Annotated in this window: 11 protein-coding genes; 2 read left to right on the top strand and 9 right to left on the bottom strand. The window is 45.6% G+C overall.

Annotation, left to right across the window (positions count from 1 at the left end):
• The 5 genes from nadA to modA all read right to left on the bottom strand — a co-directional run.
• A partial coding sequence (gene nadA, locus Q7J41_RS10035) for a quinolinate synthase NadA (protein WP_304887660.1) occupies window positions 1–714 on the bottom strand: 714 nt, incomplete at its 3' end.
• Window positions 715–962: 248 nt separating this feature from the next.
• The gene (locus Q7J41_RS10030) at window positions 963–1922 is read right to left on the bottom strand and encodes a CHAD domain-containing protein (protein WP_304887658.1); all 960 of its coding nucleotides are present in this window, start codon (window positions 1920–1922) and stop codon (window positions 963–965) included.
• A gap of 185 nt (window positions 1923–2107) precedes the next feature.
• On the bottom strand, window positions 2108–3181 hold the full coding sequence (locus Q7J41_RS10025) for a sulfate/molybdate ABC transporter ATP-binding protein (protein ID WP_304887657.1): 1074 nt from the start codon (window positions 3179–3181) through the stop codon (window positions 2108–2110).
• Between the two features lie 3 nt (window positions 3182–3184).
• Complete coding sequence (gene modB / locus Q7J41_RS10020; RefSeq protein ID WP_304887663.1) at window positions 3185–3868, bottom strand: molybdate ABC transporter permease subunit; 684 nt, start codon at window positions 3866–3868, stop codon at window positions 3185–3187.
• A gap of 38 nt (window positions 3869–3906) precedes the next feature.
• Window positions 3907–4701, bottom strand: coding sequence for a molybdate ABC transporter substrate-binding protein (gene modA, locus Q7J41_RS10015; RefSeq protein WP_304887655.1), 795 nt, complete (start codon window positions 4699–4701; stop codon window positions 3907–3909).
• A gap of 312 nt (window positions 4702–5013) precedes the next feature.
• Between modA and Q7J41_RS10010 the strand changes: the two genes are divergently transcribed.
• Both Q7J41_RS10010 and Q7J41_RS10005 read left to right on the top strand, forming a co-directional pair.
• Window positions 5014–5535 carry an excisionase family DNA-binding protein gene (locus Q7J41_RS10010; protein WP_304887654.1) on the top strand — a complete coding sequence of 174 codons (522 nt, stop codon included), beginning with the start codon at window positions 5014–5016 and terminating at the stop codon, window positions 5533–5535.
• Window positions 5536–5718: 183 nt separating this feature from the next.
• Window positions 5719–6672: a helix-turn-helix transcriptional regulator gene (locus Q7J41_RS10005; protein WP_304887652.1), complete on the top strand. Its 954-nt coding sequence runs from the start codon at window positions 5719–5721 to the stop codon at window positions 6670–6672.
• A 20-nt stretch (window positions 6673–6692) separates the two neighbouring features.
• Here the strand turns inward: Q7J41_RS10005 and dxs are convergent, their stop codons facing one another.
• The 4 genes from dxs to Q7J41_RS09985 form a co-directional block, all read right to left on the bottom strand.
• A complete protein-coding gene (gene dxs, locus Q7J41_RS10000) occupies window positions 6693–8594 on the bottom strand; it encodes a 1-deoxy-D-xylulose-5-phosphate synthase (protein ID WP_304887650.1) in 1902 nt (633 codons plus the stop codon).
• A 138-nt stretch (window positions 8595–8732) separates the two neighbouring features.
• Window positions 8733–11456 (bottom strand): EAL domain-containing protein, encoded by a 2724-nt coding sequence (locus Q7J41_RS09995; RefSeq protein ID WP_304887648.1) that lies wholly within the window; start codon window positions 11454–11456, stop codon window positions 8733–8735.
• A gap of 144 nt (window positions 11457–11600) precedes the next feature.
• Entirely contained in the window at window positions 11601–20756 is a 9156-nt protein-coding gene (locus tag Q7J41_RS09990) for an InlB B-repeat-containing protein (RefSeq protein ID WP_304887646.1), read from the bottom strand.
• Between the two features lie 401 nt (window positions 20757–21157).
• Window positions 21158–22582 carry an APC family permease gene (locus Q7J41_RS09985; protein WP_304887644.1) on the bottom strand — a complete coding sequence of 475 codons (1425 nt, stop codon included), beginning with the start codon at window positions 22580–22582 and terminating at the stop codon, window positions 21158–21160.
• Between the last annotated feature and the right edge of the window lie 50 nt (window positions 22583–22632).

Here is a 22632-nt window from a genome sequence, read left to right as displayed (position 1 = left end):
ATATAATATGCCGATTTCCGTTCCGATGATAAATTCATCGGCGTTGCTGGTGGTGGCATAATCAATAATTCCCGAGGTACTCCCCACATAATCGGCAGCGCCAATCACGGTCATCGTACATTCGGGATGCACCAGCACTTTGGCATTGGGATGGGCGGCTTTAGCGTCTTCCAGCTCGTCAATCATGATTTCGTCATGGACGTGACAATAGCCGTCATTAAAAATAAAATGCTTTTCCGGAACCTGACTGGCAATGTATTGGCCGAGGTTTTGATCCGGCACAAAATAAATATTCTGCTGCGGCAAAGCCCGGACAATTTTTAGCGCATTGGATGAGGTCACACAGACATCCACGTATTTTTTGATTTCGGCGGTTGAATTAATATAGCAAACGACCGCCAGATCCTCGTAATTTTCCCGGACTTCGGCAATTTTCTCGATGGCTGCCATATGAGCCATCGGACAATCGGCAAGGGCTTCCGGCATGATCACGGTTTTTTCCGGACTGAGAATTTTGGCGCTTTCGCCCATAAAGGTAACGCCGCAAAAGACAATCACTTTTTGGGGCAGTTCAACGGCAATTTTGCTGAGATAATAGGAATCGCCGACATAATCGGCAATTTCCTGGATTTCATCATTGACATAATAATGGGCTAATATAACCGCATCTTTTTCTTTTTTCAGTTTTTTTATTTTTAACAAGATCTCTTTCATTCTTTTATGCCTCCTACTTTTAACCGGGTTTTGATGATTAAAAGTATAGCACTTATCTTTACACCTGACAAGCTGACTGTAAAGTTTATTTGAGATATTTAACGGTTATCATTGAAATACCGTACCGACCAATTGTTAATCTGTTGTGTGCTGCAAGCTCGGACAGGCTTCGCCGTGTCCGCCTTGATGCACACAACATGATGTAACAATTGTCGGTACTGCTTTATCTTTTTGTCTAACGTTTTTACTTAATTTATAAATTTCTTGATCTTGCGATTGCCTGCCATCATCTGCCAGCCGATGATGATGCCGGCCTGGTAGTGGAGGTGGCAGTCATCACTCGCGGAAACAAGCTGTTCCAGCAAGTGTTGGTTGGCGAAGACATCGTGGTAATAGCCGAGATCGTCCTGCATTTTTTCAAACGCTTCCATCGATTTACGGGTCTTCCGGTCAAGAATGGAAGACAGCTGTTCAATGACATATCGAAGTTTTTTACTTTTGATGCGAACTCGGTGAATCGCCTGCTGATCTTTTATATCCAGATTTTCCATACTTTTTTTGATTTTTTTCAGCCAACTATCAAGATACTTTTCGGTATAGTCTTTAAGCGTCACTTGTAGATCCGGTGACCCTGCTTCCCAGGGATCATTGAGCTTCCAGACCCAAATGTCGAGCAGATCCAGGGCAAAAGCATCCGTTTCGAGGTCGGCCATTAACTGATTAAAGGCCATTTCCCGTTTGCCTTGAAGATGGTCTTTAATCTTCCCGAAGGTACTGATCTCGAGGTTCGCATTTTTTTCCATTTCTGAAACGCCTTCCAGTAAAACATCCAGTTGCCGGACTTCGCTAAATTGCTGTCCCATTTTCCTCAGGATATCCTGTTGCCGCTGATAGGTTTCGTTTTTGAATAATGGCATAAAAAAAGCCAGAATCGCCCGAAACTTGCGGATTCGAACCCGCACCTGATGAACACCTTCCGGATCGCTCTGATTTTCAAAAAATCGGTCATAGGCATTTAGGATTTGATTAAACCCGTTCTTCATAATAATCTCCGCCGAAACGGCCACCTTCTTTTTTTCTTTTATATTCAGACTTGATTGATTAACAACCTTCACTGATTTTATCGGAGGTATCTGGGGCAGCAGCAAACCTTTTTCATAGCGCCCCAGATTTTCCACTAATACTGTTGACAGCTTTTCCATCATCATCGCTATTTTCCCGCCTTTCAGGTTTTTATGTGTCACTTCTTACTATATACCCAGTGGCGTCTTAAACAATGAATAAATCGATTGTTTTTATGGATTAAATCTTTATTCAATCTTTTTAACGCAAAAACAGGAAATCAGCGATCGCTGATTTCCTGTTTTTAATTATGAGACAATGGTGGTTAAATTTATTGATCAACAAAGAACACAAATTCCGGATTGATATAAATGACAAATGGTTCACTGAGATTATCTAAATGGTTGCGTTCTTCCCTGCTGATTTCGCACTGAATATGAAAATCGTGTATCGATTCCGGTCGGGAACCTATTTTTAAATACAATGATGTTCGAAAGGGTCCGTCACTTTCATCAGCGATCCAGACCTTAAAATAGTTTTCTTGCTGGTCATCCGGCTCGTCCACCAGTTTAACCTGATTGGCTCTGATCCCCATATAACCGTTTTCCGGTTCTATTTTCATGACCGTGGTAAGCGAAATATTCCACTGCGGTACATGCAACCGATTTTCAGAAAGTCGGGTTGCTGCCACAATATTTTTACAGCCGGTTATTTTGGCGGTCTCCAATGAGGCCGGCCATTTGAAGATGGCATCTTTCTGTCCGAATATTTCGACCTTTCCGGTTTTAAAAACAGCGATATAGTCAGCCAGACGATAAGCTTCCTCGCGATTATGGGTAACAAAAAGGGTCAATCCCTGAAACTCTTTTAACAACTCTGACATTTCTCGCATCATGTGGTTTCTGAGATGCACATCCAAGGCTGAAAATGGTTCATCCAACAATAAGATGTCCGGTTCAACTGCTACCGCTCTGGCTAAGGCCACCCGCTGCTGCTGTCCCCCGGATATTTGCGTGGGGTATCGTTTGCCGATATCACCCAAATGGTATTTTTCCATCAAGGCACTGACCCGCTCATTTTTTTCCGTCTTAGACAGCTTGTCGAGTCCGAAAGCGATATTTTCCGCAATCGTCATATTGGGAAAAAGGGCGTAGTTCTGAAAAAGGAACCCCACCTTTCGGTCCCGCATCGACAGGTTGATTTTTTTTTCTGAGTCGAAAAATGTTTTGCTGTTAATAATAATTTGGCCTTCATCTGGTTTAACCAGTCCGGAGATACATCGCAGTAGCATACTCTTTCCCGAACCGGAAGCGCCTAAAATTCCAATAATTTCTTCCTTGGATTGGAGGCTTACGTCCAGTTGAAAATCATATAGTCTCTTTTTTATGTCAATAACAAACTCCATCGATTACCCTCCAAACCCCCGTTGCTGTTTCTTTTTATGACTTTCCCAATAATTGTTAATAACCAGCACCGTTAACGAAATAGCAAAGATAATCAGTACCCAGATCAGCGCTACTTGCATCTCTCCGCCCTGGGTGGCAAAATAGATGGCAATGGGGATGGTTTCGGTTTTTCCAGGAATGCTGCCAGCCACCATCAGGGTGGCTCCAAATTCGCCGAGACAACGGGCAAAGGTCAGCGCTGTGGCGGCGGCGATCCCCGGTCTGGCAACCGGAACAGCTACCCGCCAGAATACTTTGGCTTCTGAGGCTCCCAGCGTTCTGGCCGCACTGAGAAGATTCGGATCAATTTGGTCAAAGGCTCCCATGGTGGTTTTGTACATCAGGGGAAAGGCCACCACGATGGCCGCAATCACAGCCGCATACCAGGAAAAGATAATGTTGACCCCAAATATTTCCAGGAAATTTCCAACCGGGCCATTTTTCCCAATCAGCAAAAGAATGGCAAATCCTGCTACGGTCGGTGGCAGGACAAGAGGGAGCGTTAGAATGCTATCGATTAATCCCTTCCACTTACCATTATAATTTGTCATTAACCAGGCAATGATGAGACCCAGAAAAAAGATTACGACCGTTGCTGTCAAAGTAACCTTAATTGATATCCATGCTGGCGAAAAATCGAAATTAATTCTAATCACCCCCTTCAATAATCATTTTGTATCGAATGTTATAAGGTTGTGAAACCATATTTAACAAAAATCTCTTTGGCTGCAGCGGTACTTAAAAAGTCTACAAAAGCCGATGCTGCATCTGCATTTGTACTGGCTTTTACAACCCCGGCAGGATAAACAATCGCCTTATGGGATTCCGGTGGAGCTGTTGCAACAATTTTTACCGTCTTTGATATTTTGGCATCAGTGGAATAAACGACTCCAGCATCGACATTTCCAGTTTCAACCCAGGTTAAAACCTCTTTTACGTCTTTTCCATAAATAACTTTGTCTGAAATTTGATCCATGACATTATAATATGTAAACACATCAACTGCATATTGACCAGCTGGAACGCTTGACGGTTCCCCTAACGCTAGTTTTGTAATGGCTGGATCGACCACCTGGGCAAAATCGGCAATGGTCGTTGTTGAATCTTTAGGAACAACCAAAACAATTTCATTTCCCAGTATGTTTTTTACTGTGTTGTCATTCATAAATCCCGCATCCTTGACATTATTCATTTCCTTTGATGATGCCGACATAAAGACGTCTACCTCTGCGCCTTGCTGAATCTGCTGAGCCAGCGATCCGGATGATCCAAAATTAAGGGTTAAGGTCGTATCAGGCGCTTCTTTTAAATACAACGTCTGGATTTCTGCCATCGCATCTTTCAAGCTAGCTGCCGCCGAAATGGTCAATGCTACCGGTTCAGACTTCGCTTCCTCCTTGGCTGCTGGCTGACACCCTGCCAGTGCAAAAACCATAGACAACAATGCGATTAAGACAATTCCTTTTTTAAACAACTTCATCACTTTTCTCCTTTTTCTTTCTTTAGTTATGTTTTATTGTGTTTGATTATTTTTCATTATACAAAACAGAATTGTTCAAGTCAAATGATTATTCTGTTTTTTTTCAGTACATCGATATCAGTTTTTCTTTAAATAACCTCTTCAGACTGTTTTATTTCTTTTACATTCACCTGAGATTGGTTATAATAGAAACAACCATGCAATTGCGATATGGCTGTCAGCTTCGCTGTCTATTTTAATGCAAAAATAAATTGAAGCTTTTATGATCTCGCAATTAGTCAATAAAACAACAATCAGAAGGAGGCGATCATAGTGAATGACGAACTTTTATTCACCCCAGAAGAAATCAGCAAAAAACTCAAAATAACTAAAAACACAGTTTACGAGATGATCAAACGGGGGGATCTTGATGCGCATCGTCTGGGCAAGCATCTGCGTATTTCCCAGTCCCAGTTCGAAAACTATTTATTAAAGTCAAAGGGTTCAGCCAATCAGTATCAGGGAACGGTATTTGAGGAACAAGATGAACAATTCGTCAAAATTGATGATGTCAACATCCACGTTCATACCGATTTAACCGGAGAAGTGAAGCTTTCCATCCGGCCAGAGGATATTATTCTTAGCCTTGAACCATTTACCAGCAGTGCCCGAAATATTTTCAAAGGCACCGTGGTGGATCTTATTGCAAATGAAGACGGTGTCAAAATTGTCCTGGACATCGGTATTCCGTTGATGTCATTGATCACTAAAAAGTCAATGGAAAGCATGAACATCACCAAGGGCTGCGATCTTTATGCGGTTTTTAAAACGATGTCCATCAATGTTTATAAATAAGTATTTCATTACCATAATCCGTTATATAACGATTCGAAACGTTATATAACGGATTATTTTCTATTTTTTCCTATTATAATAATTTTCATCACGTTTGTCAATCAATATAACTAAAATTGCAAATTGTCAAACGTGATGAAACGTGTTATAATTCATTTAATAACTAACGACATGGAGATGAATATGGAAAATAACACCGCTTTAACCGCTCAAGATGTTGCTGACATCCTTAAGATAGCCAAGAATACAGTTTATGAGTTGATCAAACGGGGCGAATTGAATTCCTATAAGGTCGGCCGAAAGGTTCGCTTTACGCTCAGCGACGTGGAAGAATACATTGCCAGCTCCAAATGCATTCAGAAACCGCTGGCGGGATCCGTAATCAATCCTTCTCAACCATCCTTAGTCCAGACAATCCCGACCTTTTCGGGGAATGATTTTATTATCTGTGGGCAGGATTTGATGTTGGATGTTTTGTCCAGTCATATTGAAAAGCAAGCACCGGGAACCCGTACCCTGCGATCTTATATTGGTAGCTATAACAGCCTGGTTGCGCTCTATCAGGGTAATGTTCAAGTTGCTACTGCCCATCTCTGGGATGGCGACAGCGGCGATTATAATTTGCCTTATGTACGGCGCCTGCTGCCAGGCGTTCCCACCATTATTATCCATCTGACCGCCCGGATTCAGGGTTTTTATGTGGCCAAAGGCAATCCCAAAAACATTCACACCTGGGCTGATCTGGCCCAGCCGAATCTGACCATCATTAACCGCGAAAAGGGCTCAGGATCACGGATCCTTTTGGATGAGCACCTGCGCCTGCTGGGGATCAACGGCGCTTCAATTAACGGCTATCTGCGCGAGAGCCAATCTCACTTTGCCGTTGCCAGCACGGTTGGCCGGGGTGGAGCAGATGTGGCCGTGGGACAGGAAAAAGTGGCCAGCCAGATTAAGGACATTGATTTTATCCCGCTACAAAAAGAACGTTATGAACTGGTCATTAAGAAGGAAGATTTCAACTCGGCTCCGGTTCAGACGATTATTAAAATTCTCCGTTCCGAAGAATTCCGGCTGGAATTTGAAGGCATCGACGGCTATTACATCGAAGAAATGGGCAATATTATTGCGGAAATATAAAAAACGGCTTACGCCGTTTTTTATTTATTTCCCAATATTTCCATAATTTCGTCGGCAAGCTGTGCTGGTAAAAAACCGCAGCAGTCATACAAAGCAGGGAGATCGCCCTGTTCCATCAAGGGGTTTTCGATGGCGCGAATGCGGATCTTTCCCGGTCTGAAATCTTCGTTCTGAGCAAATACGGCCGCCAGTTTTTCGCCGATTCCACCACTTCTGATGCCTTCTTCCAGAATATAAACAAGCTTTGGTTGTCCCATTAGTGAGCAGATTTTTTCGATCTGCAGCGGGTAAACCTTGACCAGTTTAATTAACCGGATCCGCTTGTTTGCTGTTAATAATTGAATTGCATCATAGGCGTTTTTGGTAATTCGGCCATAGGTCAGGATCACAATTTCGGGATCCTCAAAGTCTTCGCCAGTTGCTTCAAAATCCTGATAACTGAACTCCCCGCAGTCCATAAAACCGCTGCGATCGTATTGCTGCTCAGCTCCTTTCGGATAGCGGATGACGGCCAGATTTTTGCGCTCAAAGCATTGCTTAAAACTCTGTTTCATTTCGTCATAGGTTTCCGGGCTATAGATCGCCATTCCCGGGATCGAAGATAGATAGGAGCAGTCGTAAATACCCTGGTGGGTAATCCCGTCGCCAGGCACCAGTCCACAGCGATCCAGAGCCATAATCAACGGCAGCTTTTGAATCGCCGCATCATGAATCAGTTGATCATAGACCCGTTGGACAAAGGTTGAATAGATAGCACAGACCGGGGTCTTGCCATTGGCCGAAAGACCAGTAGCAAAGGTAACGGCGTGTTCTTCGGCGATCCCCACATCGTAAAAACGCTGGGGATGGGTCTGGCTAAATTTATCCAGGCCAGTGCCACCAGTCATGGCGGCGGTAATGGCACAAATGGAGTCATTACTATTGGCGGCTTCAACCATTATTTTCCCAAATGCGGTTGAAAAGCTGTTCTCTGATGCTTTTTTTTCAATCCCTTTAGCTCGGTCGAAGGGCCCTGAAGAGTGATACATTTCCGGATGTTCCTCAGCATGAGGATAGCCCTTACCTTTAACCGTGTGGATATGAACCAGACAGCAACTGGTTTTGCTTTTTGCTTCGCCAAGCACCGATTCCAGTTTTTTGAGATCACAACCATCAACCGGCCCCAGGTAATCAAGACCAAGATGTTCAAAGAAGTTCTCGGCAACGACCCGTTTTTTAATGTGCTTTTTAAATTTTCGGGTGCCTTCAACCAGGCCATCCCCGACTAAGGGTATTTTGTGTAAAAACGACTGAGTCTGATGCTTTAAATTAAAATAATTCTGACTGTTTCTGATTTTTGATAAATAATTAGACAGTCCGCCGACATTTTCAGAAATCGACATTTCATTATCATTCAAGATAATAATCAGGCGCAGGTTTTTTTTGTTACAATTATTTAAGGCTTCGTAAATCATCCCATTGGTGAATGAGCCATCCCCGACTACGGCAATAACATAATTATCTTTACTGTCTAGCTGATTGGCCGTGGCCAGACCCAGCGCCGCCGATATCGAGGTGCCGCTGTGGCCGGCTCCAAAAGCGTCTTTGTCACTCTCTTTGCGATTGGTGAAACCGGAGATTCCGTTCCACTGCCGCAGGGTGTCAAATTCCTGCTGTCGCCCAGTTACTAATTTATGGGCATAACATTGGTGCCCGACATCAAAAACAATTTGATCCTCGGGAGTGTCAAAAACCCGGTGGATCGCCAGGGTTGTTTCAACGATACCGAGATTTGAAGCCAGGTGGCCACCATTTTTTGATACCGTTTCTAAAATTCTATTGCGTAGCTCCCCCGCCAGATTTTGGAGTTCTGCATCTGACAGATGCTTTAAATCCTGGGGGGACAAAATGTTTTTTAATTGCTTCACTTTGAATCCTTTCACCGTTTCTTCCCCACAATGACGTTGCAAAAGGGATCATCGAAACAATTGCCATCAATCACAGCATTTTTTATTTTGGCAAATTCTTTTTTATGAATCTGACTTAATGGCTAATCATATCATATGAAGGGTTATTTTTCTTTAATCCTCGCTGCCCGAACGACTCTCTGTTATCAGCGTTTCAAAGTCCCTTACCGACAGCGGTTTATGGAAATAATAGCCCTGAATTTCCTGACAGTTGTTTTCTTTTAAAAACAAAAACTGTTCGCGGGTTTCAACCCCCTCAGCAATCACATTGATGTCCATTTGCGCAGCCAGATGGAGAATCGTTTTGGCAATGTTTCCGGTATCATTTTGCGGATAATCTTTGATAAATTCCCGGTCAATTTTCAGTTTGTCAAAATTGACATTTTGAAGGTATTTTAATGATGAATATCCAGTTCCAAAATCATCGATGGCCACCTTCACCCCCAGGGCTTTGATCTTCTCCAACTGGCCGCTGAGTCCTTCGATATTTTCCACCAGAATACCTTCAGTAATCTCAATTTCCAATAATTCTGCCGGCATTTGGTATTTTTCCAGAAGATCTTTAATGATCTGCGGCAGGTCTGATTTTTTGAATTGAATGGGGGATAAATTCACCGCCACGACAATTTTTTTGTTCGTTATATCGTACCACTTTTTGTTTTGTTTTATGGCTTCTTCCAAAACCCAATTCCCGATCGGGATGATTAAATCCGTTCTTTCTGCCACTGGGATAAATTGCCCCGGGCTTACCTGTCCCAGGTTCTGATTTTTCCATCTCAGCAGCGCCTCACTGGCGATGATTTCTCCCGTCTCAACCTGAACTTGCGGCTGATAGGCTAAACTGAGTTCGTTCTTCTCAAGTGCACTTCGCAATTCTGTTTCCAGCTTCAGATTATTAAGATAGTTATCTTTGATTTCTTTTTCGTAAAATACATAAGTGTTGTCACCGGTTTGAAGGGCATAGTTTTTGGCAATATTTCCGTATTCAATGAGTTTTTCCAGATCGGCGCTGTCTTCCTGGAAAACGGCGATGCCAATGGACACATTTAAATAAACCCGCTCGTTTTCTATTTCAACCGGCTCTTTGAGATAGGTCATCATTTTATTCATCAGATGTCCCATTTCCAGTTTATCACTGCTCTTGATCCGGGCGATGATGAATTGGTCTTTGTGGAAAATCCCTAAAAGATCCTCATCTCTTAGAAATGTCTGGATCCGCTGGGATACTTCATTGATTAAAATAGTCCCAGATTTTTTTCCTAAATTATCATAGAGGGCGTTAAAATTTGTAACCTGAAGGATAATGATGGCCAAGCTATCGTATTGTTTGATGAATTCCCGGGTTTTAATTTCAAAAAGCGCCTGGGTTGGCAATCCGGTGACCTCATCGTAATGTTTAATTTTATTGATGGCCTCTTCGGCAATTTTGATATTGGTTAAATCTTCAAAAACCTCCAGATAATTACTTAAGGTATCACTTTTACTGTCAAATATTTTTGAGATGGTAATATATTTGGGATAGGTGGTACCATCTTTTCTTTCATCGACAATTTCACCCTGCCAATTGCCGTCTTTGTTGACGGTTTTCCAGATATTACTGTAGACTTCTCTCAGCTTCACCCCTGACTTGAAATCAATGGGTTTCTGACCCATGACTTCATCTTCGGGATAGCCGGTAATGCTTGAGAACGCCTTATTGATATAGACAATCCGCATTTCGGCATCCATAATCATGATTCCTTCTTTGGAATTTTTGAAAATACCGTCGGTTATTTTTTCTCGTGAGCTGGCTTCTTTTTTGATCAGCAATAACCAGGACACAACCAGGCTGATGATGCCTAAAACAAGAACCAATAGAGCCGCAATGAGCACCATAGTGCGGTTATCCTCGTTGGCAAAAACACCCAGAACATCTAACGGCGCGGCACCAACCAGCACCCAATGGAGATTCCGATAACCTTGGAGGGGATAAATGGGGGCATAAAAGTAAAGATCTTTGCCATCATCAAAATATCCGCTGCCACTATTCAAAATAGCCTGCCAGATTTCGGGATTTTCCTGACTGAATGAAACGCCCTGCTGATCGGCGTACACAAACGAAAAGTCTTTGTCGCTGTTCTCACTTAATAAATAATAGCCGTCATCATTTAACAGCAAAATTTTCATATCCATGTTGCTTTTTGAATAATTCTCGATTTGATCCAACATATTTTGGGCCAGATAGTTCAAAACCAGCATTCCCTGACGCTCGTTCTGATCATTAAATACCGGCAATACCAGTCGCATCACTGGTTTGACAGGCATTTCGACTTCCTCACCGTTCATTCTTAAATCCATGGGCGAAATAAAAAGCTCGCCGGCGTTAAGTTTCATTCCTTCTGCAAAGTAGAACTGATCGCCTTTGTATTCTAACTCGCTATCCGCTACGGCAGCGGTGGTGCCATTATCGGCCGCATTCACCCGTACCTTCTCATAGCCATCGACGCCGACAAACCGGATTGAATCATAGATTTTTTTATTGATCATCATATTGGAAAAAATTCGTTTGAGTTCATTTTGATTGTTGACCTCTGCGGCATTAGCCACATAAGCCTTAATTTCACTGGAGTTCAGAATAATATTTCCGTCTGACTTGATATCTTCAAAGATCGAATTGACATTGACGCTGACAATCTCGCTATTGTTCAGTTGTCTGATTTTAATAATATTTTTGCTGTTTTCAATATTGATATTAATAAAGATCCCCGCCAAAACCGCCACAATAAGTAATCCCGGCACAAAGATTATGATAAAATTCTTGAGCATTTGATTTATTCGTTTATTTTTAAAATCCATCATAACCGCCCTTTCAATTTTACTTATAAATCATTATACTAAACTAACAGAAGTGATGCAATCAAATACACCCCCCTTAAAAAATCAATTAATAAAGCACCCATGATCTTTTTTGATTATGGGTGCTTTATCTGTTAATGTGAAATTTTACTTATTTCTCCCTCGATGTGGAAGACCGGGGTGAGGATGACTCGGTCCATTGCTGTCGGACGGCGGAACCGTCGAAAAGTGAGCTTCCGCATCCACCGATTCGGTGGCATCAAAGGCCCAGCTGGCATCGGTGCTGACACTGGCGCCAGCCACAAACCAGCCATCAAATTGATACCCGATATTGGGAACTGCCGTTAAGGTGACCGCCTCTTCCTGTCCAAATGATCCGCCTCCGGATACCGTTCCCCCTTGTTCAGGAACCGCTTTGGCGGTGATGCTGTATTTCCCCTGGACAAAATGGGCTGTATAGGTTTTACTGCCATTAACCGTCGTCTTAAAGACTGGTGATATCGCCCCTTTAATCCGGCCATTTTCATCAGACCAGTAGCCAAAGATATAACCGGACTGAGTCGGCACAGCTGTTAGGGTGGCCGTATCGCCATAAGCATAGGTTTTCTGGCCAGTGATATAACCAGCACCTTTTGGATCAACATTGGCACTAATGTCATGGGTGGTTTTTTCAAACACCGCTGTTAAGGCCGTATCTTCAGATATTCTAAAAAGATAACTCCTCGCATTAGAAACTTTCAATCCGTTCTGATTGACCCAGTGGAGGAATTGGTAGCCAGGGTAGGCCACTGCGTAAGCCATCACATATTGGCCGGATTCGACAGTCTTTTCACCAGAAATAAGATCCCCCACCAGGAGCGCCTTGCCTTGTAAAACAGACTGTTCCGTCACGGTCAGCTTTACCGTCGCATTAGATTTAAAATGAGCCATCACCACGGTATCACCCGTGACCGTAAAGGTATAGACTGCATCCTGACTAAGGACATTTCCTTTCATATCAGTCCAGTTGGTAAATTCATAGCCATAACCGGGGATGGCTTCTACTGTTGTCTGATTCCCAACGATGGCATCCAAATGGTAGCCTCTGGCAATATTGCCACGAAGGTACTCTTCGGCCAAAGGAATAATCAGAGCCCCTTTAGCATTTTTAAAGGTTGCGGAAATAGTGATCGGTGCCAGATTAATCCAGTCTTCATTTAAGGTAAAGGTATAATCCCCATCTGGTGAGATACAGGACTGCGTTCCCTGGGCATCGGTTATCATCCAACCGGCAAAGCTATAGCCATCTTTGGCAGTAGCCGATAAATTGACAGTATCACCGAAATTGTAATAGCCGTCCCCGGTGGCGGTACCACCCTCGCCAACGGTCAGCTCGACCTGATAAACATTGGGGGTAAAGACCGCAGTAAGATTGGTGTCTTTTGTTAGCGTAATGGCATCACTGCTTAAAGTTGAGACCTGTTCCCCGGTGTCTGCATCCATCCAGGCAGTAAATGCATAGCCTGGCAAGGCAACCGCTGAGATACTTGCCTGATCGGCATCTGTGGAGGGATTGTAGCCGCCCTCACCGGATAGGGTTCCACCAGTAACCGGGTCAGCCATTAGCGTCAGGACAAATTCTTCATTACTGAAATCGGCTTCCAGATTGCGGTCGGCGGTGGCTGTGAACGTATAGTTGGGTGTCTGACTCACGCATTGGCCGTTTTCAAACCACCCCACAAATTGCGAACCGCTGGCGGGTGAAGCCTGCAGTGAAACCGCGGCGCCAGCCGGATAGACGCCATCCGAATCGCTATTAGAAACCGTCCCCAGGGCCGGATCATTAACGGTGGTGGTCATGGTATAGGTTTGCGGGGAGAAGTTAGCGGTCAGGTCTGCCTCCGCCCGCAGGGTAAAGGTATAAACGGCATCGGAACTCAACCGGTTTCCGGTAGCATCCATAAAGCCGTTGAAAATATACCCTTCTTCCGGGGTCGCCGTTAAGGTGACTGCCTTTCCATAATCATAGGTTCCCGTTCCGGATACAGTGCCACCGCCAGCTGGTGCAATACTAACATTCACGGCAACTTGTTCGAGCTTGAATTTGGCAAAAAGCACCCGGGAGTAATAAGCCACAAAATCATATTCCGGGGTATCACAGACCTTTATTCCGGCAATATCGTACCAGCCTACAAATTCATAGCCGGTAAATGGCACGGCGTTCAGATAAAATTCATCTTTTGTTTCGGATGTCTGGTAAACCTTATAAACCCGTCCGCCTTCAAGGGGATCCGGGAAAGCCAACGCCATAACTCCTTTGTGAGAAAAAGCGGCGACCAGGGTCCGGTCTTTTGCGGCAGTAAAGGTATATGAATCCTTCTTCTCGACTTCTTTTCCGTTCTCATACCAGCCTTCAAATTCGTAGCCCTTCTTTTCCTCGGCTTTTAAGGTGACCGACTCGCCATTTGTAATGACCAGTCCAGTTTCTGGTATGTCTTTATCATCCGAAGTCACCGTACCGCCCTCCACATAATCGCATTGGACTTGAATGGTGACCGCCGCTTCGGCTTCAAAATTGGCGGTTAATGTTGTATTTTCAGTGACATCAAAAGTATAATCGGCTGTTTGCGAGACCACGGCACTGTTTTCATCGGTCCAGTTGGCAAAGGCATATCCTTTTAAAGCGGTAGCACTGACAGTTACTGAATCCGAAAGTTTATAGGGGCTGGTTCCGGTTTGGGTGACGGTTCCCTGGGTAGCATCTTCTGATTCTGCTGCCACGGTAAAAGCGTTTTCTTCATAACTGGCGATATAACTGGTATCCGCCGTCAAGTCAAAGGTATATGTTTCTGAAGTAGAAGCCGGCACGTCATCCGTCAATGCGCTAAACCAGCCTTTAAAGATATAATTATCGGTTTCCGCATCATCCAGGGTTGCGGTAATGGTATGTTCTCCGGTTTGGGATAATCCGTTTCCGGTAAAGGTCACCAGGGTGTCCATGGTGGTCGGATCAGCCGTCAGGGTGACATTGGCACCCAATTCAAATTGGGCGGTGAGATTATGATCAGCTGCCACCGCTTCCAGGACATAAGTTTCGTCCTCAGAAACCTGGGCTTCACCTTCGTACCAGCCATCAAAAACATAGTCTTCATTTGGCGTTGCTGTGACAGTCGCATCATTGCCAACAGTGACCTGCTGAGTTGGCGTAACCGTTCCCCCCTCTTCCGGGGTGGCACTGGTGGTAATGGTAAATTGTTCACTATAGCTGGCAATGTAACTGGTGTCTGCGGTTAGGGTGAAGGTGTAGGTTGCTTCGGTTGACACCGGTGCCGGGTCGGTCAAATTGACGTACCAGCCATTAAAGACATAATTTTCAGCTTCGGTATCGATCAGGGTGGCGGTAATAGTATGTTCGCCAGTTTGGGATAATCCGCCTCCGGTAAAGGTCACCAGGGTGTCCATCGCCACCGGATCAGCGGTGAGGTTTACCTCGAATCCCGCTTCAAATTGGGCGGTGAGACTATGATCCGTTGCCACTGCTTCAAGGGTATAGGTTGCTTCGGTTGACACCTGAACCTCATTTTCATACCAGCCTTCAAAGAGATAACCCTCATTGGCGGTGGCTGTCACGGTGGCCGTTCCACCGGCGATCACCTGCTCGGTCGGGGTAACTGTTCCGCCTTCTGCTGGCGTGGCAGTGGTGGTAATGGTGTATTGCTGACTATAACTGGCAATGTAACTGGTGTCTGCAGTTAGGGTAAAGGTGTAGGTGGCTTCGGTTGACACCGGTGCCGGGTCGGTCAGATTGACATACCAGCCATTAAAGACGTAATTTTCAGCTTCGGTATCTAATAAGGTGGCGGTGACGGTATGTTCCCCGGTTTGGGATAATCCCTCTCCGGTAAAAGTCACCAGGGTGTCCATCGCCACTGGATCAGCCGTCAGGGTGACATTGAATCCCGCTTCAAATTGGGCGGTGAGAGTATGATCAGCTGCCACTGCTTCCAGGGTATAGGTTTCTTCGGTTGACACCTGAACCCCATTTTCATACCAGCCGTCAAAGAGATAACCCTCATTGGCGGTGGCTGTCACGGTGGCTGCTTCACCACTGACTACTGTCATGGTGGGAGTAACGGTTCCGCCGCTCTCCGGGGTGGCACTGGTGGTAATCGTAAATTCCTGGTTGAAGTGGGCCGTTAAAACAGAACCTTCGTCAGCCTCATCAACCAGAAATGAAATGCTTTCTGCCTCTGGATCATCAATGACTACGGCACCCTCACCGGTCCAGTTTTCAAAAACCCAGCCTGGATTGGCGGTGGCTTTTAAGACCGCCATTTCGCCAACCCGGTAGGATTCTCCGCCAATGGCCGTTCCGCCATCTAGCGGTGAGGCGACGGTAGTAATCAGGATATCGGTTTTATTATCGGGATCGTCGGGATCCGGATCAGGGTCTGGCGGGTTTTTGTCAACAACGCCGCCAGCCACTTCACCCAGATCTTCTAATGCTACCTCTGCTAAATCCAATGCGCCATCAGCCAGCAGCTCATCGCCGCCAAAATAGATGGCCGCAGCGATACCGGCGGCAATGGCGGCAGCCGTAGCAGCGGCGGCGGCGATTTTCACGATTTTTTGGGCTTCACTGCCACTACTTTCTTTATAAACCGCCACAACGGTTGTATTTCCGGTCATATAGAGAGTCAGTGTGCCTGCCTTAGTGTTGGGGGTAACACTTTTCAAGGTATTGCCGTTGCCGTCTTCAAAATGCGAGAAGGCATACCCGGCCTGATTTCCCTGAGAGATAGTAACCAGGGTTCCATAGGGATAATATCCCGAGGGAGCGGCCTGGCCGCTGCCTTTTGGATTGGCATTCAGAGTCAGGTAACAGGCCTCCGGCGAATAATTGGCCTGAATCGGGGGTGCATCCACTCCCGGTTGTCCAGCTACCGTATAGACAAAGTTGCTTTTTTTACTCAGGGTCGTATTAACTTGAGTCCAGTTTTCAAAGCTATAATTGGCATCCACGGTAGTACTGATATTAAAGGTCTCCCCGGCATTTCGATAGCCGCTGCCGGACACCTCGCCGCCGTTTAAATCCACCCCGGGAAGGGGTTGATCCGGAATGTAGGCATTTTCAACCAAAATACCAATATCTTTTAAATGCAGCTTGGCCACCAACGGGGTGCTATCCAGTAGCTGATAGCTGAATGAGAGCTCATTGCTGACTAAAACCGGGGTTTCCTCATCGGTATACCAGCCATCAAAAACCAGATTGGCATCCACTGTTCCGTAGTTAAGGGTAATGGAATCCTTAAAATTCCCACTCACCTGTTGGTTGGGAAACTGGGTTACCTGGGGAACCACGCCGGGCAGCAGGTTCCGTTGATAATTATCCGTCCACTCGGCAGAAACAGGAACAGTTACCGTATATTCCTGAACGAAATCATACTGAATTACCAGTGGTTCGGCGATGGCTTCGATGGTATAAACTGAATCATAGGAAATCAGTGCGCCGGTGCCGTCCAGATAATCTTTAAATATCGAATTCGGCATGGTTTGATTGGCGGTGGCGGTTAAGACCACCTTGTCGCCATATTCCGGGATGGTTCCAGCCGGTGCCAGGACCCCATTTTCATAGACAGCCATGGCCACGCTGCCATAAACAGCCCGACCTGGATCCACCGGGGTCAGGGTCACCGGGCATTTTAAGACGTCAAAATTGGCTGTGTAGATGACATCATTTGCGACATCTACTGCCAGTTCTGGGGTGGTGACAACCGTGTCATCCAGATTGTTGCTCCAGTTGACAAATTCAAAACCGGTATTGGGGATGGCGGTGAGGGTTGTCTGGGTCTGATAGTTAAAGGTTCCGCCACCGGTAACGGTTCCCATAGTAGTCGGGTTTGCTACCGCGCCAATATTATTCTGGCTGGTATGGAACTGGGCGGTTAACGTATCATTTCCTGTCACCGTAACATCGTAGGAGCTGTCCATTGAGACCACATCTCCGCCGGCATTGACCCAGCCATCAAAAACGTAATTGGGATCTGGCGTTGCTACAGCTGTGATCACCTCCCCATAAAAGGGACCAGTGGGCGGGTAATTGGCCCAGGCCGCGGTTCCGCCGCCGCTTGCCGCCACATTAATGCCCAGGGTATAGGCAATCGGAGTGAAATTTGCCTGTAAGGACATATTGGCATCCGGTTGTAAGATCCAGTTAGCATCGGTGCTTAAAACAGCTCCGGGCTGAGGATCTGCCAGGGCATCGGTCCAGTTCACAAAGGCATAGCCGCTATCCGGGGTTGCCGTTACCGTCAGCGATTGGCCATAGAGTACCGAATCCTGGGACTGGCTCACGGTTCCGCCCGGGGTTTGGCCAGCCACTGCCACGGTATATGTTTTAGGAGTATAGTTTGCTACATAGGTTTCCACCGGATCCGGTCCAAAGGTCACGTCAAAGATGACATCGGGATAGACGTTTCCGGCTGCATCGGTCCAATTGACAAAATCATAATTAGCCGAGGTTTCAGCCGAAATAGTTTTGGTCGTATTTTTAGGGCCAATCAGGATATCTGTCTTTTTCGCCGCCGCGGGATCGCCTTGGGTGATAATCACGCCGTAATCCGTGACAAAGACAGCCACCAGATTGGTCGCTTTTGTTACCGTATAATTAAAATCTGCAGTTTTACTGATCAGCTTACCATCCTCATACCAGCCAAGAAACAGAGTTGCTGCATTGCTGGTATTGGCCGCCATATTTAGAACCGTTCCGTAGCTGTAAATGTCCTTTGCGGGACTGACTGATACCTGATCGGCAATCGATTTCTGAGCGACCATCGAAATATTCACCAGATAGGTTTCCGGTGCAAAAACCGCCGTGTACTGTCCCTGGCTGGCTTCACTGGCAGCAAAGGTATATTGAGGATTGGTACTCACGGCTAAATCCGAATCGCCCTGGGTCCAGCGAATAAAATTATAGTTTTCATTGGGAATGGCGCTTAAGGTTACACTTGTGCCATCTTCAAAGGAACCGCCGCCAGTGACGGTTCCACCTGCTGCCGGCGCAGGCGTAACCGTAATGGGATATTGAACCGCCGAAAAGTTGGCCGCCAGTGCCAAGTTCGTGGTGACGGTAATTTTTTCATTGGAATTTGTGGACACGATGCTTCCCGATCCATCCACCCAATTATTAAAAACATAGCCGTCCGCCGGAGTGGCCTGGATATTTACTTGCTGACCATAAACCAGGTTAGTCCCTCCCCCGCTGACGGTTCCGCCATTGGTTGGATTGGCAGTCAGACTCATGGTATACCCCTGCTGAGAAAAATTGGCAATCAGGCGGGTATTCTTACTAGGCTCAAAGGAGTAGCTCAGATCGGCGCTGACACTTTGTCCGGTATCCCCATCGGTCCAGCCGGCAAAACTGTAGCCATTAGCTGGGGTCGCCACAACAGTGGCGGTTTTGCCATAGGTTATCGAAGTTGCCGAGGTTACCTGAGCGGTTCCTCCCAGTGTAGGGGTTGCCGCAACCGATATGGTGAATGTTTTGGGGGTAACATTGGCAATATAGGTCTGTAACCCTTTTTGCACCTGCACCGTGAGATTCGGATCAGTGCTCACGACCGTCCCGGCACTGTTGGTCCAGTTCACAAAATCATAGGTATCCGAGGAACCGTTATAACTCAGGTTGGTTCCAATCGGTTGGACTTCGATATCCACATCTCTTGATGAAAACGGATTTCCCAGAACAATCACCGAACCCCAATTCGTCCCAAAAACGGCATTAATCAGTACCGGCTCTGTAACGGTATAAGAAAAGGTCGGCGATTTTGATAATAAGACGCCGTTTGCATACCATCCTGAGAACGTCACGCCAGAATCGGTACTGCTGGCACTCAAAGGCAACACCGTTCCACTGGCATAGGTGCCGGTTACCGGGGTCACAGTAATAGTCTTAAGGGCTGCTGGTGAAGCAATGGTTGAAATTTTTACCGGCATCTGGGTTGCTTCAAATACTGCTGTATAAGCTCCGGCAGTGGCATCGCTGGCGGTAAATGCATAGCTGGCATTTTCACTGACAGCCGCCGGGAATTCGGTGTTGATCCAATTGACAAAGGTAAATCCGGCCGCCGGGGTGACGGTAAGCGTCACCGCATCACCACTGATATAGGTGCCAGCACCACTTACGGTGCCGCCACCGGTGGGGGTGGCCGAAACCTGAATATCCACGGTATCCGGAACAAAATTGGCCGTATAGTTGACATTATCCGTCACTGTGACATTCAGAACTGCGCTGGTTCCCACCACCGCATTGTTTTGGTCGATCCATTGGCTGAACTTATAACCGGCATTCGGCGTGGCCGTAAGCGTTACCTTGGAACCGTTGGCAATATTACCGCCACCAGTGACGGTTCCGTTGCCGTCACTGGCGACTGCGACACTACACATGATCGGCTCAAAAATCATTTGATAGGTGCCGGATTCCGTTACCGGTACATTCACCGGCACAGTATAAGTCGAGTATGAGGTGTTATTATTTGAATCAATAAAATAATAACCCGTACATTCATAACCAGGGTTGCCGGCAGCGTACAAATAAACACTATCCAGCAAACTATACGAACCTGTTTCATCAAACACGGTTCCTCTGGTTGGATCGGAACTTTCCACGACGATATTATAAGCCCCATCAAAAGTAAAGGAGATGCCGACATCATCATGTAAAATAAAATCAGCGGTAGCAGCATTGTCAACTACCTGGGTGGTGCCATCCGCAAAGGTTGCTAAAATGCTGGTGACCTTATAACCATTAATGGGGGTTACATTAACACTGAGCGTCGATCCGGTGGGATAAGCACCGTTACCGGTTTGTCCACCTGTTCCGCTAATGGCGACACTGCCAAAGATGGGATTGAGGTCTTCTACTTGAACCTGTACGGTGCTGACCGGCGGTGGTGTAACCGCATAAAAGCTAACTGTAATCAGGGTATCCGCAGTTAAGTTAAAAGTAGTGGGTGTCAGTGGGGTTTCGTAGATCAGTCCCCCCATTGATGCCGAAATCAGATAAACCGCATAGCCCGGGTTGGCCACGGCATTTACCTTCAGGGTGGAGCCCTGGGGGTAGGCTCCCGGGCCGGTTTGACCGCTGCCACTGAGAGTGACCGTCCCGAAAGCCGGATCAACATCGGCCAGGGTAACATTAACGGTGGCTCCGTTAGTTTCTATACTGTTATTCGCCGCTTGCGCAAAAACTGCGGCCTGGGGTAGGATGGTATTTAATACCAATACCAATGAAAGCAGAATTGCAAATTTTTTAAATTTCTTCATTTTCTTCTCCTTATTTTTTATGATCTGGTTTCTGGGATAAGGTGACAAGGATTTTGTTTTCTTTATCATTACAACATTGTCTTTTCCATCGTGAGCAATCACTACCACATCAATCCATTTTATCTAACTTCAGATAATTTGATAGAATCTGAATTTTTATACCCGCTTTCAATAAAATCAAGCACGCATAACTTCAGCAGCCTTCAATACAATGCCTATTTTTTTGTTATCGACTTAAAGATGCTTTTCATAATGTTTTTTTATTATTCAATAATGATCACAAATGATCACAAAAAAAGCCACACATCTCACTGATGCATGACTTTTATTTTCGACATTTCTAGTCCTTATTCAAATTTCTGATCCTTACTTAAATGATGCTGTTCATTTTTTAGCGCAGACTAGCCAATCATTGGTTCGACAACCGCTTTCGGTTCGATGATCACTGCTGGTGCCTCACTTTTCAGATTAAGTGCATGCACATCCGGTGTGTGAAATAGAGGCATTTTTTTAATGATCTTCACCCACACCACCGAATAGGTGACCAGCAGAGCTAACAAAATAAAGAATATCTTGTAGATCAGGGTTCGCGCTTCCCCTTCGGCAATATTCCAGATCATAAAAAGGTTCCCGGCGATACATAAAATTTGCGGAATTCCAAATAAGGTCAATTTCTTATTTCGACCCGGCATATCCGGATATTTTTTTCGCAGTACCAGCACTGAAACATTCACCAGAATATATGAGGTTAACCAGAAACAGGATGCCGCCAGTAAGATATTTGAAAGACCCGATGATTGGGTAAATCCTGTTGCCAGCAAAACAAAATTCCCGCCAAAAATGAGAATGAGACCGCCAATCGGTACATTGCGTTTGTTCTTTTTCGCAAATATACGGGGCATACATTCATCTTGGGCCATCCCGGAAAGAATTCTACCGACACTACCAAGTACAGTATTTACGGTGCTGACGCCAGCCAGAAGGGTGACAATCCCCATCCAGTAGATCCCAAATTGACCTAATAAATTCTCAGCAAAGATCATATGCGGTAATGATGCACTTCCCAATTCTGCTAAGGTGACATAGTTCGTCATGCCAACACCCAGCATCGCCTGAACAACAAATAGCATCACAATCCCCAGAATCATCGAAAGGGGGACATCGCGCTTAGGGTTCTTTAGGTCTTTAGCCAGGGGAATCACAAATTCGATACCGATAAACAGCCAGAATACTACGGCTGCCAGTGAGACATAGCCACTGATCCCGACTACCGGAGCTGCTGTCTGCTGGGCTGCCGTTACCACCGGGCCAACCCCCAGCTTAAAAAAACTGATAATTCCCATCACGGTCATTGATCCGATGAGTAAAATAACAACAATATTTTGAACCTTTGCAAAAAGGTCAACCCCATTGTAATTGATAAAAAATAAGATGGTCAAAATCGCCACACTGAGAACCGGAGCGGGAATCATTGGTAAAAAGTATTGATTAATAACCATCCCACACATGGCCATCTCCACCGAAGCCGCCAGAATGCTGGTAATGACATAAGCTGACAGATTTGAGATGATCGACGCCACCGGCCCCAGACCAGCCAATGTATATTGTCCCAGTCCACCTTCTACATTCGGCATGATCGAATAAAGCTCACCAAATGTTATGGACAGCATGATATTTAAAATCAGCACAATGAACAACGACACAACAAATCCTGTTCCGGCCAGACCCATTCCACGACCGAGAGTCAGTAGACAACTGGTCGCCACAATGAGTCCCACGCAAACGGATACGGCGCTTCCCAATCCCAATTTTTTCTTGTTTTCCATTATAATTCTCCTTATAATTAAATTCTTCAGTTATTGGTACCTAAAAAAGA

This window comes from Acetobacterium sp. (genome assembly GCF_030652775.1).
Taxonomy (GTDB): Bacteria; Bacillota; Clostridia; order Eubacteriales; family Eubacteriaceae; genus Acetobacterium.
The sequence above is the reverse complement of the archived record's forward strand: the minus strand, read 5'-3'. Positions and strand labels throughout refer to the sequence as shown.

What these genes read in the sequence shown, in the direction of transcription:
- Q7J41_RS10030 (WP_304887658.1), bottom strand. Translation starts at nt 1,922, where the DNA reads ATGATGATGGAAAAGCTGTCAACAGTATTAGTGGAAAATCTGGGGCGC.
- Q7J41_RS10025 (WP_304887657.1), bottom strand. Translation starts at nt 3,181, where the DNA reads ATGGAGTTTGTTATTGACATAAAAAAGAGACTATATGATTTTCAACTG.
- modA (WP_304887655.1), bottom strand. Translation starts at nt 4,701, where the DNA reads ATGAAGTTGTTTAAAAAAGGAATTGTCTTAATCGCATTGTTGTCTATG.
- Q7J41_RS10005 (WP_304887652.1), top strand. Translation starts at nt 5,719, where the DNA reads ATGGAAAATAACACCGCTTTAACCGCTCAAGATGTTGCTGACATCCTT.
- Q7J41_RS09995 (WP_304887648.1), bottom strand. Translation starts at nt 11,456, where the DNA reads ATGATGGATTTTAAAAATAAACGAATAAATCAAATGCTCAAGAATTTT.
- Q7J41_RS09990 (WP_304887646.1), bottom strand. Translation starts at nt 20,756, where the DNA reads ATGAAGAAATTTAAAAAATTTGCAATTCTGCTTTCATTGGTATTGGTA.
- Q7J41_RS09985 (WP_304887644.1), bottom strand. Translation starts at nt 22,582, where the DNA reads ATGGAAAACAAGAAAAAATTGGGATTGGGAAGCGCCGTATCCGTTTGC.